General features: G+C 41.5%; 14 protein-coding genes, 1 tRNA gene and 3 pseudogenes. 14 read left to right on the forward strand and 4 right to left on the reverse strand.

Features of this window, described 5'->3' with window-relative positions; all coding sequences use genetic code 11:
- Positions 1-68 precede the first annotated feature (68 nt).
- Complete coding sequence (locus IHV77_RS08860; protein ID WP_194811607.1) at positions 69-2000, reverse strand: TonB-dependent receptor plug domain-containing protein; 1932 nt, start codon at positions 1998-2000, stop codon at positions 69-71.
- 198 nt (positions 2001-2198) lie between these two features.
- On the opposite strand from IHV77_RS08860, the gene glyQ reads away from it, so the two are divergent.
- From glyQ to IHV77_RS08895, 8 genes and pseudogenes are all read left to right on the forward strand, one after another.
- A complete protein-coding gene (glyQ, locus tag IHV77_RS08865) occupies positions 2199-3107 on the forward strand; it encodes a glycine--tRNA ligase subunit alpha (protein WP_194811608.1) in 909 nt (302 codons plus the stop codon).
- Between the two features lie 129 nt (positions 3108-3236).
- Positions 3237-3890, forward strand: coding sequence for an FABP family protein (locus IHV77_RS08870; protein WP_194811609.1), 654 nt, complete (start codon positions 3237-3239; stop codon positions 3888-3890).
- Positions 3890-4153: a hypothetical protein gene (locus tag IHV77_RS08875; RefSeq protein ID WP_194811610.1), complete on the forward strand. Its 264-nt coding sequence runs from the start codon at positions 3890-3892 to the stop codon at positions 4151-4153. Before IHV77_RS08870 ends, IHV77_RS08875 begins: the two co-directional genes overlap by 1 nt.
- A 398-nt stretch (positions 4154-4551) precedes the next feature.
- Positions 4552-6621, forward strand: coding sequence for a glycine--tRNA ligase subunit beta (gene glyS, locus IHV77_RS08880; protein WP_194811611.1), 2070 nt, complete (start codon positions 4552-4554; stop codon positions 6619-6621).
- Positions 6622-6708: 87 nt separating this feature from the next.
- Positions 6709-6785: transfer RNA gene (locus IHV77_RS08885), tRNA-Ile, on the forward strand.
- 98 nt (positions 6786-6883) lie between these two features.
- A pseudogene (locus IHV77_RS12075) lies at positions 6884-7011 on the forward strand (alpha/beta fold hydrolase); the annotation flags it as partial.
- 57 nt (positions 7012-7068) lie between these two features.
- Complete coding sequence (locus IHV77_RS08890; RefSeq protein ID WP_194811612.1) at positions 7069-7446, forward strand: hypothetical protein; 378 nt, start codon at positions 7069-7071, stop codon at positions 7444-7446.
- A gap of 389 nt (positions 7447-7835) precedes the next feature.
- Positions 7836-9656 carry a monovalent cation:proton antiporter-2 (CPA2) family protein gene (locus tag IHV77_RS08895; protein WP_194811613.1) on the forward strand — a complete coding sequence of 607 codons (1821 nt, stop codon included), beginning with the start codon at positions 7836-7838 and terminating at the stop codon, positions 9654-9656.
- Between the two features lie 138 nt (positions 9657-9794).
- On the opposite strand, the gene rdgB is transcribed toward IHV77_RS08895, so the two are convergent.
- A complete protein-coding gene (gene rdgB, locus IHV77_RS08900) occupies positions 9795-10388 on the reverse strand; it encodes an RdgB/HAM1 family non-canonical purine NTP pyrophosphatase (RefSeq protein WP_194811614.1) in 594 nt (197 codons plus the stop codon).
- 19 nt (positions 10389-10407) lie between these two features.
- Positions 10408-11136 (reverse strand): 3-deoxy-D-manno-octulosonic acid kinase, encoded by a 729-nt coding sequence (locus IHV77_RS08905; protein WP_194811615.1) that lies wholly within the window; start codon positions 11134-11136, stop codon positions 10408-10410.
- Positions 11137-11212: 76 nt separating this feature from the next.
- Between IHV77_RS08905 and IHV77_RS08910 the strand changes: the two genes are divergently transcribed.
- A complete protein-coding gene (locus IHV77_RS08910; protein WP_194811616.1) occupies positions 11213-12259 on the forward strand; it encodes a glycosyltransferase family 9 protein in 1047 nt (348 codons plus the stop codon).
- A gap of 64 nt (positions 12260-12323) precedes the next feature.
- On the opposite strand, the gene IHV77_RS08915 is transcribed toward IHV77_RS08910, so the two are convergent.
- Positions 12324-12668: a carboxymuconolactone decarboxylase family protein gene (locus IHV77_RS08915; RefSeq protein ID WP_194811617.1), complete on the reverse strand. Its 345-nt coding sequence runs from the start codon at positions 12666-12668 to the stop codon at positions 12324-12326.
- Between the two features lie 114 nt (positions 12669-12782).
- On the opposite strand from IHV77_RS08915, the gene IHV77_RS08920 reads away from it, so the two are divergent.
- The 5 genes and pseudogenes from IHV77_RS08920 to IHV77_RS08940 form a co-directional block, all read left to right on the forward strand.
- The gene (locus tag IHV77_RS08920; protein WP_194811618.1) at positions 12783-13679 is read left to right on the forward strand and encodes a cupin domain-containing protein; all 897 of its coding nucleotides are present in this window, start codon (positions 12783-12785) and stop codon (positions 13677-13679) included.
- A 78-nt stretch (positions 13680-13757) separates the two neighbouring features.
- Positions 13758-15602 (forward strand): ABC transporter ATP-binding protein, encoded by a 1845-nt coding sequence (locus IHV77_RS08925; protein ID WP_194811619.1) that lies wholly within the window; start codon positions 13758-13760, stop codon positions 15600-15602.
- 94 nt (positions 15603-15696) lie between these two features.
- Positions 15697-16044 (forward strand): helix-turn-helix domain-containing protein, encoded by a 348-nt coding sequence (locus IHV77_RS08930; protein WP_194811620.1) that lies wholly within the window; start codon positions 15697-15699, stop codon positions 16042-16044.
- 344 nt (positions 16045-16388) lie between these two features.
- A pseudogene (locus tag IHV77_RS12105) lies at positions 16389-16588 on the forward strand (DDE-type integrase/transposase/recombinase); the annotation flags it as partial.
- Between the two features lie 65 nt (positions 16589-16653).
- Positions 16654-16872 (forward strand): annotated as a pseudogene (locus IHV77_RS08940) (transposase); the annotation flags it as partial.
- Positions 16873-16895 lie beyond the last annotated feature (23 nt).

Consider the following 16895-nt stretch of genomic DNA (forward strand, 5'->3'; position numbering starts at 1 on the left):
TTATGCCTTGCGGCACCGTTGGCAAGCCAACGTTCAAAATCTAAAGATTTTGTGAGCGCACTTTTGGTTTAGAACGAACCTTTTAATCCAACATAAACATTTCGACCGTCTTGACCATAACCGAGAATGTTTTCATATTTTTTGTCAAATAGGTTATTTAAGTTTGCATAAACGGTTAAGTTTGGTACGAGCTGATAATTTACTCCAAGATTAGCTAAAGTATATGAAGGAAGTTTTACCGCTCTTGTTGCATAAGGTGGTAAATACTCATAGTAGTTATCCATTCGTTTGCTTACATAAGATACGCTAACATTTGCCCTCAATTTTTCTGTCAGTTGATAGGCTAATCCTGCATTTGCAGTATGCTTAGGACGGCGGAGCAGCTCACTGCCTTTGCTATCTTTTGTTTGCGTATAAGTGTAATTGGCATAGGCGGTTAAATCCTCGGTTAATTTTCCATCATAGGCGATCTCAATGCCTTTTATTTTTGTTCTGCCTTCAAGGTTGATTGAACGTGTTACCAAGTTTGGCCAAACGCCGCTCGATTGAAATGAAATAAAGTCCTCAACGTTACGTGCGAAATAGGTGAGATCCAAACGATGTGATTTGTCGTTATTTTCAATGAGTAAACCGATATCACCGCCACGGCTTTTTTCCGGTTTTAAGTTCGGATTGCCGATATATTGACCGTTATAGCCATAATATTCCGTGATTGTAGGATTTTGAATTGCGCTGCCGATACTTGCGTGGGCTTTAAAGTTTGGTGATAAACGATATGCACCTGAAATTCTTCCGGTGAAAGAATTATCATACTTGTTGCTATTAATGTAACGTCCGCTGATTGATAAACTGTGATCCTGTTCGCTCAATAAACGATATTCCGCAGCAATACTTTTTTCCTTGAGTTCCTTCTTATCTGTTAAGAAATAGCTGGAATCATAAGTTGTTTTTTGATATTCACCTAATAAGCTAATGCCTTGAGTAATTGCACCTTCACGATCAAAATTGATATCTAATTGATAATTTGCATTCAGCTTTTTCGCATCATAACCGCTTGTCATACCGAAAGTATCGCTATCTGTTTTGATATGGCTGACGCTTGCTTTATGTTTAAAGAGATCTTGCGAATTTCCCCAATAGCTACCTAATTTAAACAAGGTTTCACGGGTGCGGGTGCGATGTCCCGTTTCATCGTTAAGATTACTATCGAAATAAGCACTTTGAGAAGAATGAGAGGTTAAAAACTCAATGCCTTTGTCATTATCATCATAACCAAAACGCAACGATGCATTATCGAGATGGAATTTATCTTTTTCCTTTGCATTTCCTACTGAAATTTTGGTTCCGTCTTGAGCAGTGTAAGAAAAGGGTTTATTGCTCAATGCTGAAATACCGCTTGTACGGTGGCTATCACCGTGTAAATCGTAATAGAAACCTTGGTGATAGCCTGAAACGGTAACGGAACCGTCCCTTGTACGATGTGAACCTGTGCCGAAATCGAAGTCTATATTAAAGGGTTTTTCTTTATATAAACCGCTTTTAGTGGTGATATAAATCACACCGCCCACGGCATCGCTACCCCAAAGTGCGGATTGCTCACCACGTAATACTTCAATGCGTTCAATATTGCTTAAACTTAAGCCGCCGAAATCAAAGCCATAACCCGAAACGGGATTGACTTTCACCCCGTCAATAATGACTGCCGTATGATTGGCATCCGCCCCCCGTAGATAAACATTGCTTAACGTACCTCGCCCACCGGAAAAACTCATTGCCGTTCCGGGAACGGTTTTTAACACATCACTCACATAAGTAGCGTTTCTTTTGGAAAAATCTTTTTCGGTTAGCACAGTCACTGAAGAGGCGGTTTTATCTTGATTGATCGGTGTTGCGTAAGCGGAATAAACATTAATCGGCTCAAGTTCGCTTTTGCCGTTTTCGGCTTGAACAGAAGCGGATAAACCGATTAAAAGTGCGGTCGTGATTAAATTGGTTTTCATTTTAAGTTCCTAGGGTAATTAAAAAATGCGGGTATTTTGACATAGTTGATTTTTTCTGACCAGTTGAGATTTTTCATTGCGAATAGAAATTTTATTCATAAAAAACATCACTATTTTTAACCGCACTTTTCGCCTTTATCCGCACTTGGCTTTCAAGTATAATGTCGGCATTTTTCACTATTTCAGCGATTCAATATTATGAGCAATCAATTCAACATAAAAACATTCCAAGGTATGATTCTCGCCCTGCAAGATTATTGGGCAAAACAGGGTTGCACAATTGTACAGCCTTTTGATATGGAAGTCGGGGCGGGGACATCGCACCCGATGACCGCATTGCGTGCTTTAGGGCCTGAACCGATGGCATTTGCCTATGTGCAGCCGTCACGCCGCCCGACAGACGGGCGTTACGGTGAAAACCCGAACCGTTTACAACACTACTATCAATTCCAAGTGGTGATTAAACCTTCACCGGATAATATTCAAGAACTTTATTTAGGCTCGCTTGAAATGCTCGGTTTTGATCCGACCAAAAATGACATTCGTTTTGTGGAAGATAACTGGGAAAACCCGACCCTTGGTGCTTGGGGATTGGGTTGGGAAGTATGGTTAAACGGTATGGAAGTCACCCAATTTACCTATTTCCAACAAGTGGGTGGTTTGGAATGTAAACCGGTAACGGGGGAAGTGACCTATGGTTTGGAACGTTTGGCAATGTATATTCAAGGTGTGGATAGCGTGTATGATTTAGTGTGGTCTGACGGCCCGCTTGGTAAAACCACTTACGGTGATGTGTTCCATCAAAATGAAGTGGAACAATCCACTTATAACTTTGAATATGCCGACACGGATTTCTTATTTTACTGCTTCGATCAATACGAAAAAGAAGCACAATCTCTGCTTTCCTTAGAAAAACCGCTACCGTTGCCGGCTTATGAACGAATCTTAAAAGCGGCACACAGCTTCAACCTATTAGACGCACGCAAAGCGATTTCCGTTACCGAACGTCAACGCTATATTTTACGTATTCGCGCGCTAACCAAAGGTGTGGCGGAAGCCTATTATGCCAGCCGTGAAGCTTTAGGGTTTCCGGGCTGTAAAAAATAACTCGGAATATACACAATCGCTTTAAGCGATTGCTATGCCTCACGGCACCGTTGGTAAGCCAACGTTCAAAATCTAAAGATTTTGTGACCGCACTTTTACGCATTGATGACAATAATGAAGGAGATAATAATGAGCGATTTTCAATATCCGAAAGATATTTACACGGAAGCGGAAGCAGATGTAAATACCCTTGCCAATCTCGGGCCGTTAGCCCCTTTAGCAGGGAGCTGGGAAGGCAAACGTGGTTTGGATATTAATCCGAAAGCGGATGGCGCGGTAAAGGATCCTTATATTGAACACATTGAGCTACAACCTATTGATGCGCAAACCAATGGCCCGCAATTATTTTACGGTTTACGTTATCACACTCACATTGTGCAGCCTAACGAAGTGGAAACTTTCCACGATCAAGTCGGTTATTGGTTGTGGGAACCGGCAACAGGCAATATTTTATTCACTTTGAGTATTCCGCGCGGGCAAACGCTAATGGCTGTGGGGAAAGCAGCGGCAGATGCGAAAAAATTCACCGTAAAAGCCGTGCGCGGTTCATTAACAAACGGGATTATTTCAAATCCGTTTATAGAGCAATCGTTCACTACGGAGAGTTATGAAATCACAGTGAGTATTAATGATGACGGTACTTGGTCTTACGATCAAACGACATTAATGACGATTCCGGGCTACGATAAATCCTTTGAACATCGTGATCGTAATCGTTTAACCAAAATCGCAGAAGCAACCCCGAATCCGACCGCACTTGCCGCACAAAAAGAAGGTAAATAATGAAACCGATTCTTTATTATGCGGCACAATGTCCTGATACAGTGCCTTTTGTCGCCGAATTAAAAAGATTAGGTGTCGATTATGAAGAAGTGGAAGTGCTTTCTTCTATTCCTAATCTGAAACAATGGCTGCGTTTACGCGACCGCCACTCGGCTTTTGATAACGCCAAAGCGCAAGGTTTCGCAGGGTTTCCTGCGTTGTGGTTGGAAGACGATAGCGTGATTTTGGATTTAAATTTGTTGAATGAAATATTTAAAAAATGATGAAAAATTGCTTTGCCGGAATCGTTTTTGCTAGCATTTTAACTGCTTGTAGCCAGACTTCGGATATGCCAAAAGAATCAATGATTGGCGTTCGACAAAATGCAAATGCGATGCATGGTTGTGTAACAGCAGTAAGAGAATACTATTCTTACAGCCAACAAAAATGCGTTCAACAAGCGCCTCGACTAGTCAAAACTAAGAATGGTCGGAAAATCCGAAACTTTTAGTGTTTCTGTCTAATGTTAAGTCGGTCGTGAGTTTTTATATTATTTATGGTAGTGATATGAACGATTAAATTGAATACTAATTAAAAAATAAGTACATAGGGTGGGCTTTCGCCCATTAATATTTTAAAAAATTACTGATGGCTTAAAGCCCCTCAATTAAGAGAAAACAAAATGACAACCCAAAACTTCTTAGTAGAAATCGGCACAGAAGAGCTGCCGCCAAAAGCTCTGAAAACATTAGCGACCGCCTTTGCGGAGAATGTAGAAAACGAATTAAATCAAGCAGGTTTGTCATTCGATAAAATCGAATGGCTTGCCAGCCCCCGCCGTTTAGCTGTGAAGGTGTTAGCACTTGCAACACAACAGCCGAGCAAAGAAATTGAAAAACGTGGTCCTGCGGTGTCGGCAGCATTTGATCAAGATGGCAAACCGACCAAAGCGGCCGAAGGCTGGGCACGTAGTTGTGGTATTACTGTGGATCAAGCCGAACGTCTTGCGACCGACAAAGGAGAATGGTTGGTTTACCGTGCCACCGTTGAGGGCAAAGCGACTAAAGATTTGCTGGCGGATGTCGTCTCGACAAGCCTTGCGAAATTACCGATTCCAAAACCTATGCGTTGGGCTGACAAAAGCGTGCAATTTATTCGCCCTGTTCACACCGTAACAATGTTGCTCGGCGATGAATTGATTGAAGGTGAAATTTTAGGTGTGGCGAGCGCTCGAACCATTCGGGGGCATCGTTTCTTAGGCGAGCGAGAGTTTGAAATTCAACACGCAGACCAATATCCGCAATTATTGCGTGAGAAAGGTTCTGTGGTAGCGGATTTTAACGAGCGTAAAGCGGAGATTCTTGCAAAATCTCAAGCAAAAGCGACCGCACTTGGCGGCGTGGCTGATATTGACGAAAGTTTGCTTGAGGAAGTTACCTCATTAGTGGAATTTCCGAATGTGCTTACCGCAAAATTTGAAGAACGTTTCCTTACCGTGCCGGCTGAAGCCTTGGTTTGCACCATGAAAGGCGATCAAAAATATTTCCCAATCTATGATAAAGACGGCAAATTATTACCGCACTTTATTTTTGTATCGAATATCAATCCTGAAGATCCGACTGCGATTATTGAAGGAAACGAAAAGGTAGTTCGCCCGCGTTTAACGGATGCGGAATTTTTCTTCAAAACCGATTTAAAACAAAAATTGATTGATCGCTTACCTCGTTTAGAAACCGTGTTGTTCCAACAACAGCTTGGCACATTACGCGATAAAACCGCTCGTATTGAACAACTTGCAGGCGAAATCGCAAAACAAATCGGGGCGGATGAAACCAAAGCGAAACGTGCCGGTTTACTTTCAAAATGCGACTTGATGACTAATATGGTGTTTGAATTTACCGATACGCAAGGTGTGATGGGCATGCACTATGCCCGCCACGATGGTGAAGACGAAGATGTTGCCGTAGCCTTAAACGAACAATATATGCCGCGTTTTGCCGGTGATGAATTACCGAAATCATTGGTGGCAAGCAGTGTCGCCTTAGCGGATAAATTAGATACCTTAACGGGGATTTTCGGTATCGGACAAGCCCCTAAAGGGAGTGCCGATCCATTTGCGCTACGCCGTGCGGCATTAGGTGTGTTGCGTATTCTCGTAGAGAAAAACTTGCCACTTGATTTAATGGATTTGGTTCAAAAATCAGCCGCACTTTTCGGTGATAAACTTACGAATAAGAATGTTGTTGAAGACGTAGTGGATTTTATGCTGGGGCGTTTCCGTGCGTGGTATCAAGACGAAGGTATTGCGGTGGATGTGATTCAAGCGGTACTTTCCCGCCGCCCTACCCGTCCTGCCGATTTTGATGCGCGGGTGCGTGCGGTATCGCATTTCCGCACTTTAGATTCTGCTCAAGCTTTGGCTGCGGCAAACAAGCGTGTAGCGAATATTCTTGCTAAAACGGAGAGTGCTATTGGTGAGATCAATTTAGCCGCGTGCTTGGAGCCGGCTGAAAAAGCACTGGCTGAAATCGTACTTGGATTACAATCGGAAGTACAACCGCTGATTGCTAAAGGCGAATACAGCGCCGTATTAGATAAATTGGCTAACTTGCGCACGCCGGTGGATAATTTCTTTGATAACGTGATGGTGAATGCGGAAGATCCTGTATTACGTCAAAACCGTTTGGCAATTTTAAATACACTGCAAGATTTGTTCTTGCAAGTGGCGGATATCTCTGTCCTTCAAGCGTAAAATTAATAAGGAATGGTCATTTTTCCAACGACCATTCCTTTACTTATAGACTTCATCTAATTATTTCTCTATAATCAGCTCCGCTTTCCCCCCTTAGCTCAGTCGGTTAGAGCAGGCGACTCATAATCGCTTGGTCGCTGGTTCAAGTCCGGCAGGGGGGACCAACATTAAATTTCTACTCTTTCGCCCTCATATGTATTCTTTTACTAATCTCTTATAAACACTGGCTTTTCGTTGAGTATATTTCTATTTACTAAGATTAAAAAAATTCCCTAAAATTATTTCCGATATATAGCGATTCCCACATTGATTTTGCAATCAGAAAAAGCCACTATAGTGGATAGTAAAAGTCTGCAAAAATTGACCGCACTTTTTCCACAAAGACAATGTGTTTAAATTGAGGAGATAAGACTCAAGGTTTTATTTGAGTGGGATCATATTTGACAAGTGGCAATAGAACAAATTTTTGCCTTTTATAATAGGATTGTAATAAATCCAAATATTAAAAAAGTCAATCAACTCAAAAGGAAATTAACTATGGCACTTTCTTATGCAAAAAGCTCCCATTTATCAAAGGCAATCCGTAATTTAATCGGTGTGCCATTTTGTTTTTACGCTGCATACAATATTTATTTTAAACTGCCAATTATATTGGAAAGCGGGGGCAGTGTGAGAGTTCCTCGTTTTGTGTGGTTAATCTATGAAGCACTTGGTGAAAGCTATTTTTATCCGGTTATGGCGGCAATATTTATTCTCATTAGCTTTATTTGTATTGGTTTGGCAGTAAAACATTTTAATGCTCACAAAGCACAAAAGAACCAATAGGTTATGTAATAAAGTGCGGTAAAAAACGGGAGAATTTTATTCTCCTATTTTAATTTCTATTCAATAAGTCTTACTCAAAATGGCAACAAAAGCATGTACTGCCGTTTACTTAATCATAATTGTTATGTTCCCATGAGGTCTGTTAAGCATTCGTGATTCTAGAGCAAGTAAAGAAAAAACACGTCAATAGACGGCTTTCCTTAATATGCTTTTGAGCTTATTGTGTCTATTACGTTTGTGAATAGAGCAGCTTTATTACACCTCTAATGAAAACAGTGCTAACTTGAATTTCATATCTTCATTTTTCCCTCTATAATTTGTAATGAAAACCAAGTAAAATACTGCGGTTCCTACTTTACCTTTCTTTTTTTACTGTTTTAGGAGTTTCTATGGCTGCGGAAGGCACTGGAGATTTGCTTAGGGTTGTTGCTTTATTAGGGGCGGCAGTGGTGGCGGTGCCGTTATTTAAACGAATCGGTTTAGGTTCTGTTTTAGGCTATCTTGCCGCGGGGCTGGCTATTGGGCCCTATGGTTTAAATGTCGTTGATAATCCGACTGCAATTATTCACCTTGCCGAGTTTGGTGTGGTAATGTTTTTGTTCGTGATTGGGCTTGAAATGAAACCTTCGCATTTGTGGAGTTTACGCCGCCAGATTTTTGGTTTAGGCAGTATGCAGGTGATTATTTCCGCTATTGTACTGACCTGTGTTTCCGTGCTGTTTGGGGTATCGTGGGAAGTGGCATTTGTCAGTTCTGCTGGGTTTGTGTTGACTTCTACCGCAATCGTGATGCAAGTATTGGGTGAACGTAAAGAGTTATCCACAAAGCGCGGTCAAAAAATCGTATCAATTTTGTTGTTTGAAGATCTTCTCATCGTACCATTGCTTGCTATCGTTACTTTCCTTTCTCCTTTTGAAAAAACGGAAGCTTTTATGCCTTGGTGGCAATCTGCCGGTATTGCGATGCTGGCGTTGGCTGCGTTAGTATTTATCGGTCGCTTCATTCTAAATCCGGTATTCCGTATTTTAGCTAATGCTAAAGCACGTGAAGTAATGACTGCTGCGGCGCTATTCGTTGTATTGGGGGCGGCGTTATTGATGGAAAAAGCCGGATTGTCTATGGCAATGGGCGCATTTGTAGCGGGGGTAATGCTTTCTGAATCGGCGTTTCGTCATCAATTGGAGGCCGATATTGAACCTTTCCGTGGCTTATTGCTTGGTCTTTTCTTCCTTGGTGTGGGAATGGCATTAGACTTAAAGGTTGTGTTTGAAAATTGGCAATTGATTTTACTCGGCGTCGTAGCATTAATGCTAACGAAAGGTGCCTGTATTTATCTTATCGCCCGCCTTGCAAAAAGTACGCATAAGACTGCACTTGAGCGGGCATTATTAATGGCGCAAGGCGGTGAGTTTGCTTTTGTGCTATTTTCCGCCGGTCTATCTAAAGGGGTGATTGATGAGACGACTAATGCGAATATGACGGCAATTGTTGTGCTTTCCATGGTGCTTACGCCAATCATTCTTATCATTTATGAAAAATTTGGCTCGAAAGAAAGTGTTGAAGAAATTCAACCGGATGAAATTGATGAGCAGCACCCAATCCTAATTATCGGAATGGGACGTTTCGGACAAATTGTCAACGACCTACTACGTTTAAGTGGTTACGCTACTACAATTGTGGATCTTAATCCGAAAATGATTAAGGGTTTTAATGAATATGGTATTAAATCCTACTTTGGTGATGCTTCCCGCCGTGAGTTTTTAATCGCCGCAGGATTGGAAAAGGCGGAATTTCTTGTGGTTGCCATTGATAATAAAGAGCAGGTATTGTCTATTGTGCATTTTGCGCGAGAAGTGAATCCTAACATTAAAATTATTGCCCGTTCTTATGATCGTTTTCATACTTTTGATTTATACCGAGTCGGTGCTGATGAAATTATTCGTGAAACCTTTGATTCTGCGGTGAGAACAGGTAAGCGAACATTAGTTCATCTTGGTATGGAAGAAGAAGTTGCGGAAGAAGTCGCGAAATATTATTTTAATGCTGATCGCCACGAGGTAGAGTTAATGTCTCAAGTTTATGATCCGAAAATGGGGATTTTTAGTAATCCGTTGATGCGTGATATTGCACGTGAATGTGATCAGAAGATGGCAGCAGATATTCAAGAAATCTTGTTAAGAGCAAAAGAAAAAGAACAAGAGGACGTGTAAAAATTCTTCATAAAATATACACAATCGCTTTGAGCGATTGTTATGCCTCACGGCACCGTTGGCAAGCCAACGTTCAAAATCTAAAGATTTTGTGACCGCACTTTATACTCATTAAGTGCGGTCATTTCTTTTTGTATTTTATATGCTAAGTTTTGCTTTCAATATGTTTAATGCACGTGCACGATGAGAGATTTTTTTCTTCTCTGCGGTTTCTAATTCGGCAAAAGTACAGCCTTGTTCAGGGCTGAAAAATAGGCTGTCATAGCCAAAACCGTTTTCGCCCTTTTCTTCAAAACCAATCACGCCATGGCATTCACCCTCTGCAATAATGGGGGAGGGATCGGTCGGATGCTGTAAAAAAACGATGCAACTGACAAATTTTGCATTACGTTCCGTTTCCGCAGTATTTGCAAGTTCTGCCAATAATTTTTGGCGATTTTTCGCATCATTGCCGTCTTCGCCGGCATAACGGGCGGAATATAGCCCCGGTGCGCCGTTAAGCGCTGCTACGACTAATCCCGAATCATCGGCAATGGCGGGCAAACCGGATTTTTTAGCAGCATAACGGGCTTTCAATAAGGCATTTTCCACGAAAGTTAATCCTGTTTCTTCCGGGCTTTCAATACCTAAATCCGTTTGTGCGATAACCTCAAAGCCAAAGGTTGCCAACACATCAGCCATCTCTTTCACTTTACCTTTGTTGCCTGTAGCAAGTACGATTTTTTTTGTCATAATTTATCCTTCGTTATATTTAATTTTGATGATAAGCGTCCGTTAAATCCGACCAGTTTTGTTCGTTAAATCGAATATTCATTTTGCCCACTTCCTTTATGAAAGAGCGATAAAGGCGATCTAGATTTTCCATTTTCCAAGAATCCCCCGATTTTTCGCCGCACTTATCAAAGTCTAATAACCAACATTTTTGTCCTTGCACGGTTTGTTGTACCAAAATATTGTGCGCATTTAGATCTGAATGGCAAATTTGTAAGTCGTGCAATTGTCGGATTAGTCGCCCCATTTGCTGCCATATTTCCGTTGGTAATGTTTCATTTGATAAAAGTGCGGTCAAATCTTGGGCATTTTCTATTTTTTCCGTCAGAATATCCGCTTGATAACAAATACCGAGTTGTCCTTTTTTTACACGTGCGCCGATAGGTTTCGGCACGGGTAAATCGGCGTTGTATAACCTTTGTAATAATCGAAATTCTGCAAAACTACGGGTTTTTTCAAGGGAAGAAAAATGATAGCGATCTTTATTAAACTTTCCCCATAAACCACCACGATAATAGTGGCGAAGTGCACAATTTACCCCAAACCAATCTTTCGTTTGCAGAAAATATGTTGTACCGCGCCCTTTTGCAGATCCCAAAATGCATTGTTGGGATTGCCAAAATTCAGGATTAAAAAATTCCGTTTGGGTATCGAAAGTGCGGTCAAAATTGAAGATGAAAAATTGATTGTTATGTTGATATTCAAACATTTGGGTTGGATTCTTGATAGAAAATGCCTTCATTCTACTTTAAAATATCGGCAAATTAAACGATAAAGGATCTCAAATGCCACTTTTTAACAAAGCCCCTAAGTCCCTCTGTATTCTTCGACTTTCAGCGGTGGGAGATGTGTGCCATGCCCTTGCTGTGGTGCAGTGTATCCAAGCCTATTATCCTGAAACGAAGATTACTTGGATCATCGGTAAAACTGAGTCGACATTACTGGAGGGAATTCCAAATATTAATTTGGTGATTTACGATAAAAAAACGGGCTGGCAAGGCATTTTTAATTTATGGCGGCAGATTAAAAATGAACGCTTTGATGCGTTATTAAATATGCAAACGGCATTTCGCGCTTCCGTGCTTTCTTTAGGCATTAAGGCTAAATACAAAATCGGTTTCGGCAAAAAACGTTCGCGCGAAGGGCAGTGGTTGTTTGTCAATCGCCGTGTAAATGATCCTGTTTCGCCGCACGTATTAGATGGCTTTATGGCGTTTGCGGAATATATCGGAGTGCCGAAAGCAGCACCTGCTTGGCGGTTAGCCATTTCTGAACAAGATCGGCAATTTGCGCAGCAATTTATAGATCCTTCACGTAAGAATTTATTGATTTCCCCCTGTTCCAGTAAAGCAGAAAAAGATTGGTTAGTAGAACGTTATGCAGAGGTGGCGAATATTGCCAATCAACATAATGTGAATGTGATATTCTGCAGTTCTGCGGCAAAAAGAGAATTAGAAATGGTCGGAAAAATTACCGCACTTTGTGATTTCACACCGATTAATGCCGCAGGTAAAACGAATCTAAAACAACTTGCCGCATTGATTGAAAAAGCGGATCTTGTGCTTTCGCCGGATTCCGGCCCGGCTCATATCGCAACAACGCAAAATACACCGGTGGTCGGGTTATATGCTTATCATAATCCGCTTCGCACCGCACCTTATCATAATTTAGCAAATGTCGTTTCCGTTTATGAACAAAATGTGTTGCGGGAGTTTGGTAAACCTTCTTCCGAATTGCCTTGGGTAACAAAATTAAAAGCGAAAAACTTGATGGCACAAATTCAGGTGGAAGATGTCATCACGCAAATAAAAACGTTAAATTTGTGGCAATAAAAAAGGCACTCAGCGAGTGCCAATATAAACTAGGTTCCTAAATAATAAAGCTTAAACGGTTTGATTACTCACCTTTTTGTGTATGGTAAGCTTCTAATGCGCGTAAAGAATAAGTGTATGCCGCACCTGCATTTAAGGCGATAGACATCGCAAGTGCCGCAGACACTTCGGCTTCTGTCGCACCGGCTTTCACTGCCTCTTCTGCGTGAACACTAATGCAGCTTTCACAACGGGTTGTAACTGCCACTGCAAGCGCGATTAATTCGCGGGTTTTCGCATCGAGTACATTACCTTCGGCAGCGGCTGCGCCTAATGCTTGATAGGCTTGTAACATTTTCGGGTGTTGTTTACCAAGTGCGGCAAATGATTTTTTAACGTGTGATGTATGTTCTTTCCAATCTGTAAACATTGTATTTTCTCCTAGAAACAATTAAACATATAGGTAATTTCTGCGAGCCATTATAGACAGACTGCGGTATGATACTTGCCAATTTATCTCAATTTTTATGGCTAAAATCTCATCATGGATTATTTAGATAGGCTCACGCATTTAGCTCAAGTACGCGGTGAAATTAATATCCACTGCCTTTTTCAAGGCGAATGGCAGATCAACTATGAAGAACAGCATAATGACAAAGGCATCTTTCATTTTATTGAAGAAGGCGAGTGTTGGCTGACATTCGGTGAAAAGACCTTTCATTTGAAGACCGGCGATATCTTTTTTCTTCCGCAAAGCCTACCGCACTTGATGAGTAATTTAGCGGAAGGGAAGCCTTCCGTTCCTTTAAAAAAGGAACAACAAGGTATTTTTCAAATTCATCAAATCGGACAGGGTACGCCGAATTTTAAAATGTTTTGCGGTGCGTTTTATTATCAGAAAAATGCCCTATTGATAGAATCATTGCCGACTTATTTACATTTAAATTTATGTGATACGCCGATTCACCCTTTGATTCGATTATTTTTACAGGAAGCCCAAAAACAAGAAAGCGGCACGCAATCGGTTATTGATGCGCTGGCAAATGTGTTATTTATTTATATTTTACGTGATGTGATTTCTCGCAGTGTGATTGATAAAGGCGTATTGTATGCCCTGCAAGATAAGCGTCTTAATACGGTGCTGGTGCAATTATTGCAATCGCCGGCGAAGCAGTGGCATATTGAACAACTTGCTAAGTTGGCGGCGATGTCACGTGCGAATTTTATTCGTGTGTTTCAGCAGCAATTGGGAATGTCTCCCGGTAAGTTTCTTACCAAAGTGCGGTTAGATTTAGCGGCGTTTTTGTTAAAGCAATCGCAACAGTCAATACTGGCTATTGCGTTGGAGGTGGGCTATCAATCGGAGGCGCATTTTAGTAAAGCCTTTAAGAATGTTTATCAGCTCTCCCCAAGTCAATATCGGAAATTGTCTTCTCTATAAATTGTAAAAATTTTGCGTTATAATGGCAGGCGTTTGAGAAGGCAACTTTAGGTTGCCTTTTGTTTTTAAGGAAATACTATGTTTAACAAAATTTTTTCGTGGTTTGAAAACCGTTTAAATCCGTATCCGGAAAGTAATCCGATCACACCGGAAAAAGGTTTGTTCCGTTTTATTTGGTCTAGTATTGACGGTATGAAAGGCTGGATTTTCTTGCTGGCGATCTTAACGGTCGGTACGGGGGTAATGGAAGCGTTACTGTTCCAATTTATGGGATTGCTCGTTGACTGGTTAGGCACCTATACGCCGGCAACCTTGTGGCAGGAGAAAGGTCATTTATTGTTGGGAATGGCTGCACTGCTTGTATTAAGCATTGTGTGGTCTTTTATTGGCGTAAATGTTCGTTTACAAACGTTGCAAGGCGTATTCCCTATGCGTTTACGCTGGAATTTTCACCGTTTAATGCTGGGGCAAAGTTTAAGTTTTTATCAAGATGAATTTGCCGGTCGGGTTTCCGCCAAAGTAATGCAAACGGCACTTGCCGTGCGTGATACCGTAATGACGATTGCGGATATGTTGGTTTATGTGGTGGTGTATTTTATCACTTCAGGTTTGGTATTGGCGGCATTAGATACATGGTTCTTATTGCCGTTTGGTATTTGGATTGTGCTATTCGTTATCATTTTAAAGTTATTAATTCCACGTTTAGCCAAAACGGCGGAACGCCAAGCGGATGCACGTTCGTTGATGACAGGACGTATTACGGATGCCTATTCAAACATTGCAACCGTAAAATTATTCTCCCATGGTGCACGTGAAGCCTCCTACGCAAAACGTTCTATGGAAGAATTTATGGTAACGGTGCATGCACAGATGCGTTTGGCAAGCTCGCTTGATACGCTAACTTATGCCTCTAATATTTTTCTGACGTTAAGCACGGCAATATTAGGCGTGATTTTATGGCAACAAGGGCAAACCAGTGTGGGGGCAATTGCCACGGCAACGGCAATGGCATTACGGGTGAATGGGCTTTCTCGCTGGATTATGTGGGAATCCGCCCGTTTATTTGAAAATATCGGTACGGTAAATGACGGTATGAATACGCTCACTAAGCCGCACACCATTGTGGATAAATCGAATAGTACGCCGCTACAAGTGAAACGAGGTGAGATTAAATTTAATGATATTACCTTTGCCTATGATCCGACAAAGCCTTTATTGAATCATTTTAACCTTACCATTAAACCGGGGGAAAAAGTCGGGTTAATCGGACGTTCCGGTGCAGGTAAATCCACCATTGTAAATTTGTTACTCCGTTTTTATGAAGCTCAACACGGCACGATTACCATTGATGGACAAAATGTATTGGATGTGAAACAAGAAAGTTTGCGCAGTCAAATCGGTTTAGTAACGCAGGATACTTCCTTACTTCACCGCTCGGTACGTGAAAATATTATTTATGGTCGCCCAAATGCGACAGAAGAAGAAATGAAACAGGCGGCAGAGCGGGCTGAAGCGGCGGATTTCATTCCATTCTTGCGTGATGAGCAAGGTCGTCAAGGTTATGATGCGCATGTCGGTGAACGCGGTGTGAAACTTTCCGGCGGTCAACGCCAACGTATCGCTATTGCCCGTGTTATGTTGAAAGATGCCCCGATTCTGTTACTTGATGAAGCCACAAGTGCGTTGGATTCCGAGGTAGAAGTTGCGATTCAAGAAAGTCTGGACAAAATGATGGAAAATAAAACGGTTATTGCGATTGCACACCGTTTATCAACCATTGCCGCAATGGATCGTTTAATTGTGTTGGATAAAGGTCAAATTGTCGAACAAGGCTCACATGCCGAGTTACTTGAACAAAACGGACTTTATGCCAAACTTTGGAAACACCAAAGCGGTGGTTTCCTAAGCCAGCATGATGACTAGAAAATCGGGGTAAAAATAACCGCACTTCAGCGAAAGTGATCTGCTCCCCAAAAGTTGGACATCCAAACCAACAAATTAAGGAGCAGATTCTTTTATGGGCAAACATTATTCAACAGACTTTAAATTAAACATCGTTAAAATGATACGAAACGACCAATTAGGTATCCGAGAAGCGGCAGAACGCTACCATATCTCAAGCCATGCCTCTATCGTAAATTGGTTGCAACGTTTCCAAAAACAAGGTATGAACGGGCTTATTCGCCAACCTAATAAGGGATATTCACAAAAAATGAAAAAATATGATGGTTCGGAGACGGTCAAAGACCTGACGGATAGAAATGCGCTTTTAAAACGAATAGAATACCTTGAAGCGGAAAATGATGTGCTAAAAAAGTTAAAAGCCTTGCGGGAGCAGAAAGTCAAAAGGAAAAAAGGGACATAGTGAATGCCTTAAGACATAGGCATCGCTTGCCCCTGTTATTGCAAATTCTGTCCTTATCCCGTTCAACTTATTACTATAAAACGACTGCACAGGATAATACTCGGATTCGACAGCGAATTTTACAGCTTCATCAAGATAATGAAGGGAGGGACGGCTATCGGGTGTTACGGGTGAAGTTACGTAAGGAAGGGCTTTTTCTAAGCGGTAAAACCGTGCTTTCACATATGCAAGCCCTGAATATTCGCTCTTGTGTCAAAGTGAAACGTCGTAGGAAAGGCGGGAAAACAAGCTACGTTGCCCCGAATCTTCTGGCCGGCAATTTTAGTGCGAAGAAACTGAAGCAGAAATTCGTGACGGATGTCACCGAGTTTCGGGTGGGGAAAGAAAAGTTGTATTTATCACCGATGATGGATTTGGCGAATAGAGAAATTATCGCCTATCAAATAGGGAGACGACCTTCCTTTGCCTTGGTGAGCGGTATGCTCAAGAAGACCTTGGCACAATTAAGCCGGGAAGATTTACCGATAATCCATAGTGAAAGGCACGCTTTATGGGCTGAAACGTTGGCGGGAATTGCTTCTTAGAGAAGATGGCACGCCTTATGCGATTCAGAGTATGAGTCGTCGGGGTAATTGCTATGATAATGCGGTAATGGAAAGTTTCTTTAGTTTATTGAAATCAGAAGCTTTTTACCCTAAACAATTTAGTCATATTGATGAGTTGGAGCAGGCGCTTCACCGTTATATTCGTTATTACAATGAGAAACGGATTAAATTAGGTTTAAAAAATTTGAGCCCTGTGGATTACAGGACTCAATATTTAAGTTAAATTATCTGTCCAAATTTTGGGGG

The sequence above is a fragment of the Rodentibacter haemolyticus genome (assembly GCF_015356115.1).
Classification (GTDB): Bacteria; Pseudomonadota; Gammaproteobacteria; order Enterobacterales; family Pasteurellaceae; genus Rodentibacter; species Rodentibacter haemolyticus.

Coding starts and splice junctions, on each gene's coding strand:
- IHV77_RS08910 (WP_194811616.1), top strand. CDS start 11,213: ATGCCACTTTTTAACAAAGCCCCTAAGTCCCTCTGTATTCTTCGACTT.
- IHV77_RS08870 (WP_194811609.1), top strand. CDS start 3,237: ATGAGCGATTTTCAATATCCGAAAGATATTTACACGGAAGCGGAAGCA.
- IHV77_RS08895 (WP_194811613.1), top strand. CDS start 7,836: ATGGCTGCGGAAGGCACTGGAGATTTGCTTAGGGTTGTTGCTTTATTA.
- IHV77_RS08905 (WP_194811615.1), bottom strand. CDS start 11,136: ATGTTTGAATATCAACATAACAATCAATTTTTCATCTTCAATTTTGAC.
- glyS (WP_194811611.1), top strand. CDS start 4,552: ATGACAACCCAAAACTTCTTAGTAGAAATCGGCACAGAAGAGCTGCCG.
- IHV77_RS08920 (WP_194811618.1), top strand. CDS start 12,783: ATGGATTATTTAGATAGGCTCACGCATTTAGCTCAAGTACGCGGTGAA.
- IHV77_RS08925 (WP_194811619.1), top strand. CDS start 13,758: ATGTTTAACAAAATTTTTTCGTGGTTTGAAAACCGTTTAAATCCGTAT.
- IHV77_RS08875 (WP_194811610.1), top strand. CDS start 3,890: ATGAAACCGATTCTTTATTATGCGGCACAATGTCCTGATACAGTGCCT.
- IHV77_RS08860 (WP_194811607.1), bottom strand. CDS start 2,000: ATGAAAACCAATTTAATCACGACCGCACTTTTAATCGGTTTATCCGCT.
- IHV77_RS08930 (WP_194811620.1), top strand. CDS start 15,697: ATGGGCAAACATTATTCAACAGACTTTAAATTAAACATCGTTAAAATG.
- glyQ (WP_194811608.1), top strand. CDS start 2,199: ATGAGCAATCAATTCAACATAAAAACATTCCAAGGTATGATTCTCGCC.
- IHV77_RS08915 (WP_194811617.1), bottom strand. CDS start 12,668: ATGTTTACAGATTGGAAAGAACATACATCACACGTTAAAAAATCATTT.
- rdgB (WP_194811614.1), bottom strand. CDS start 10,388: ATGACAAAAAAAATCGTACTTGCTACAGGCAACAAAGGTAAAGTGAAA.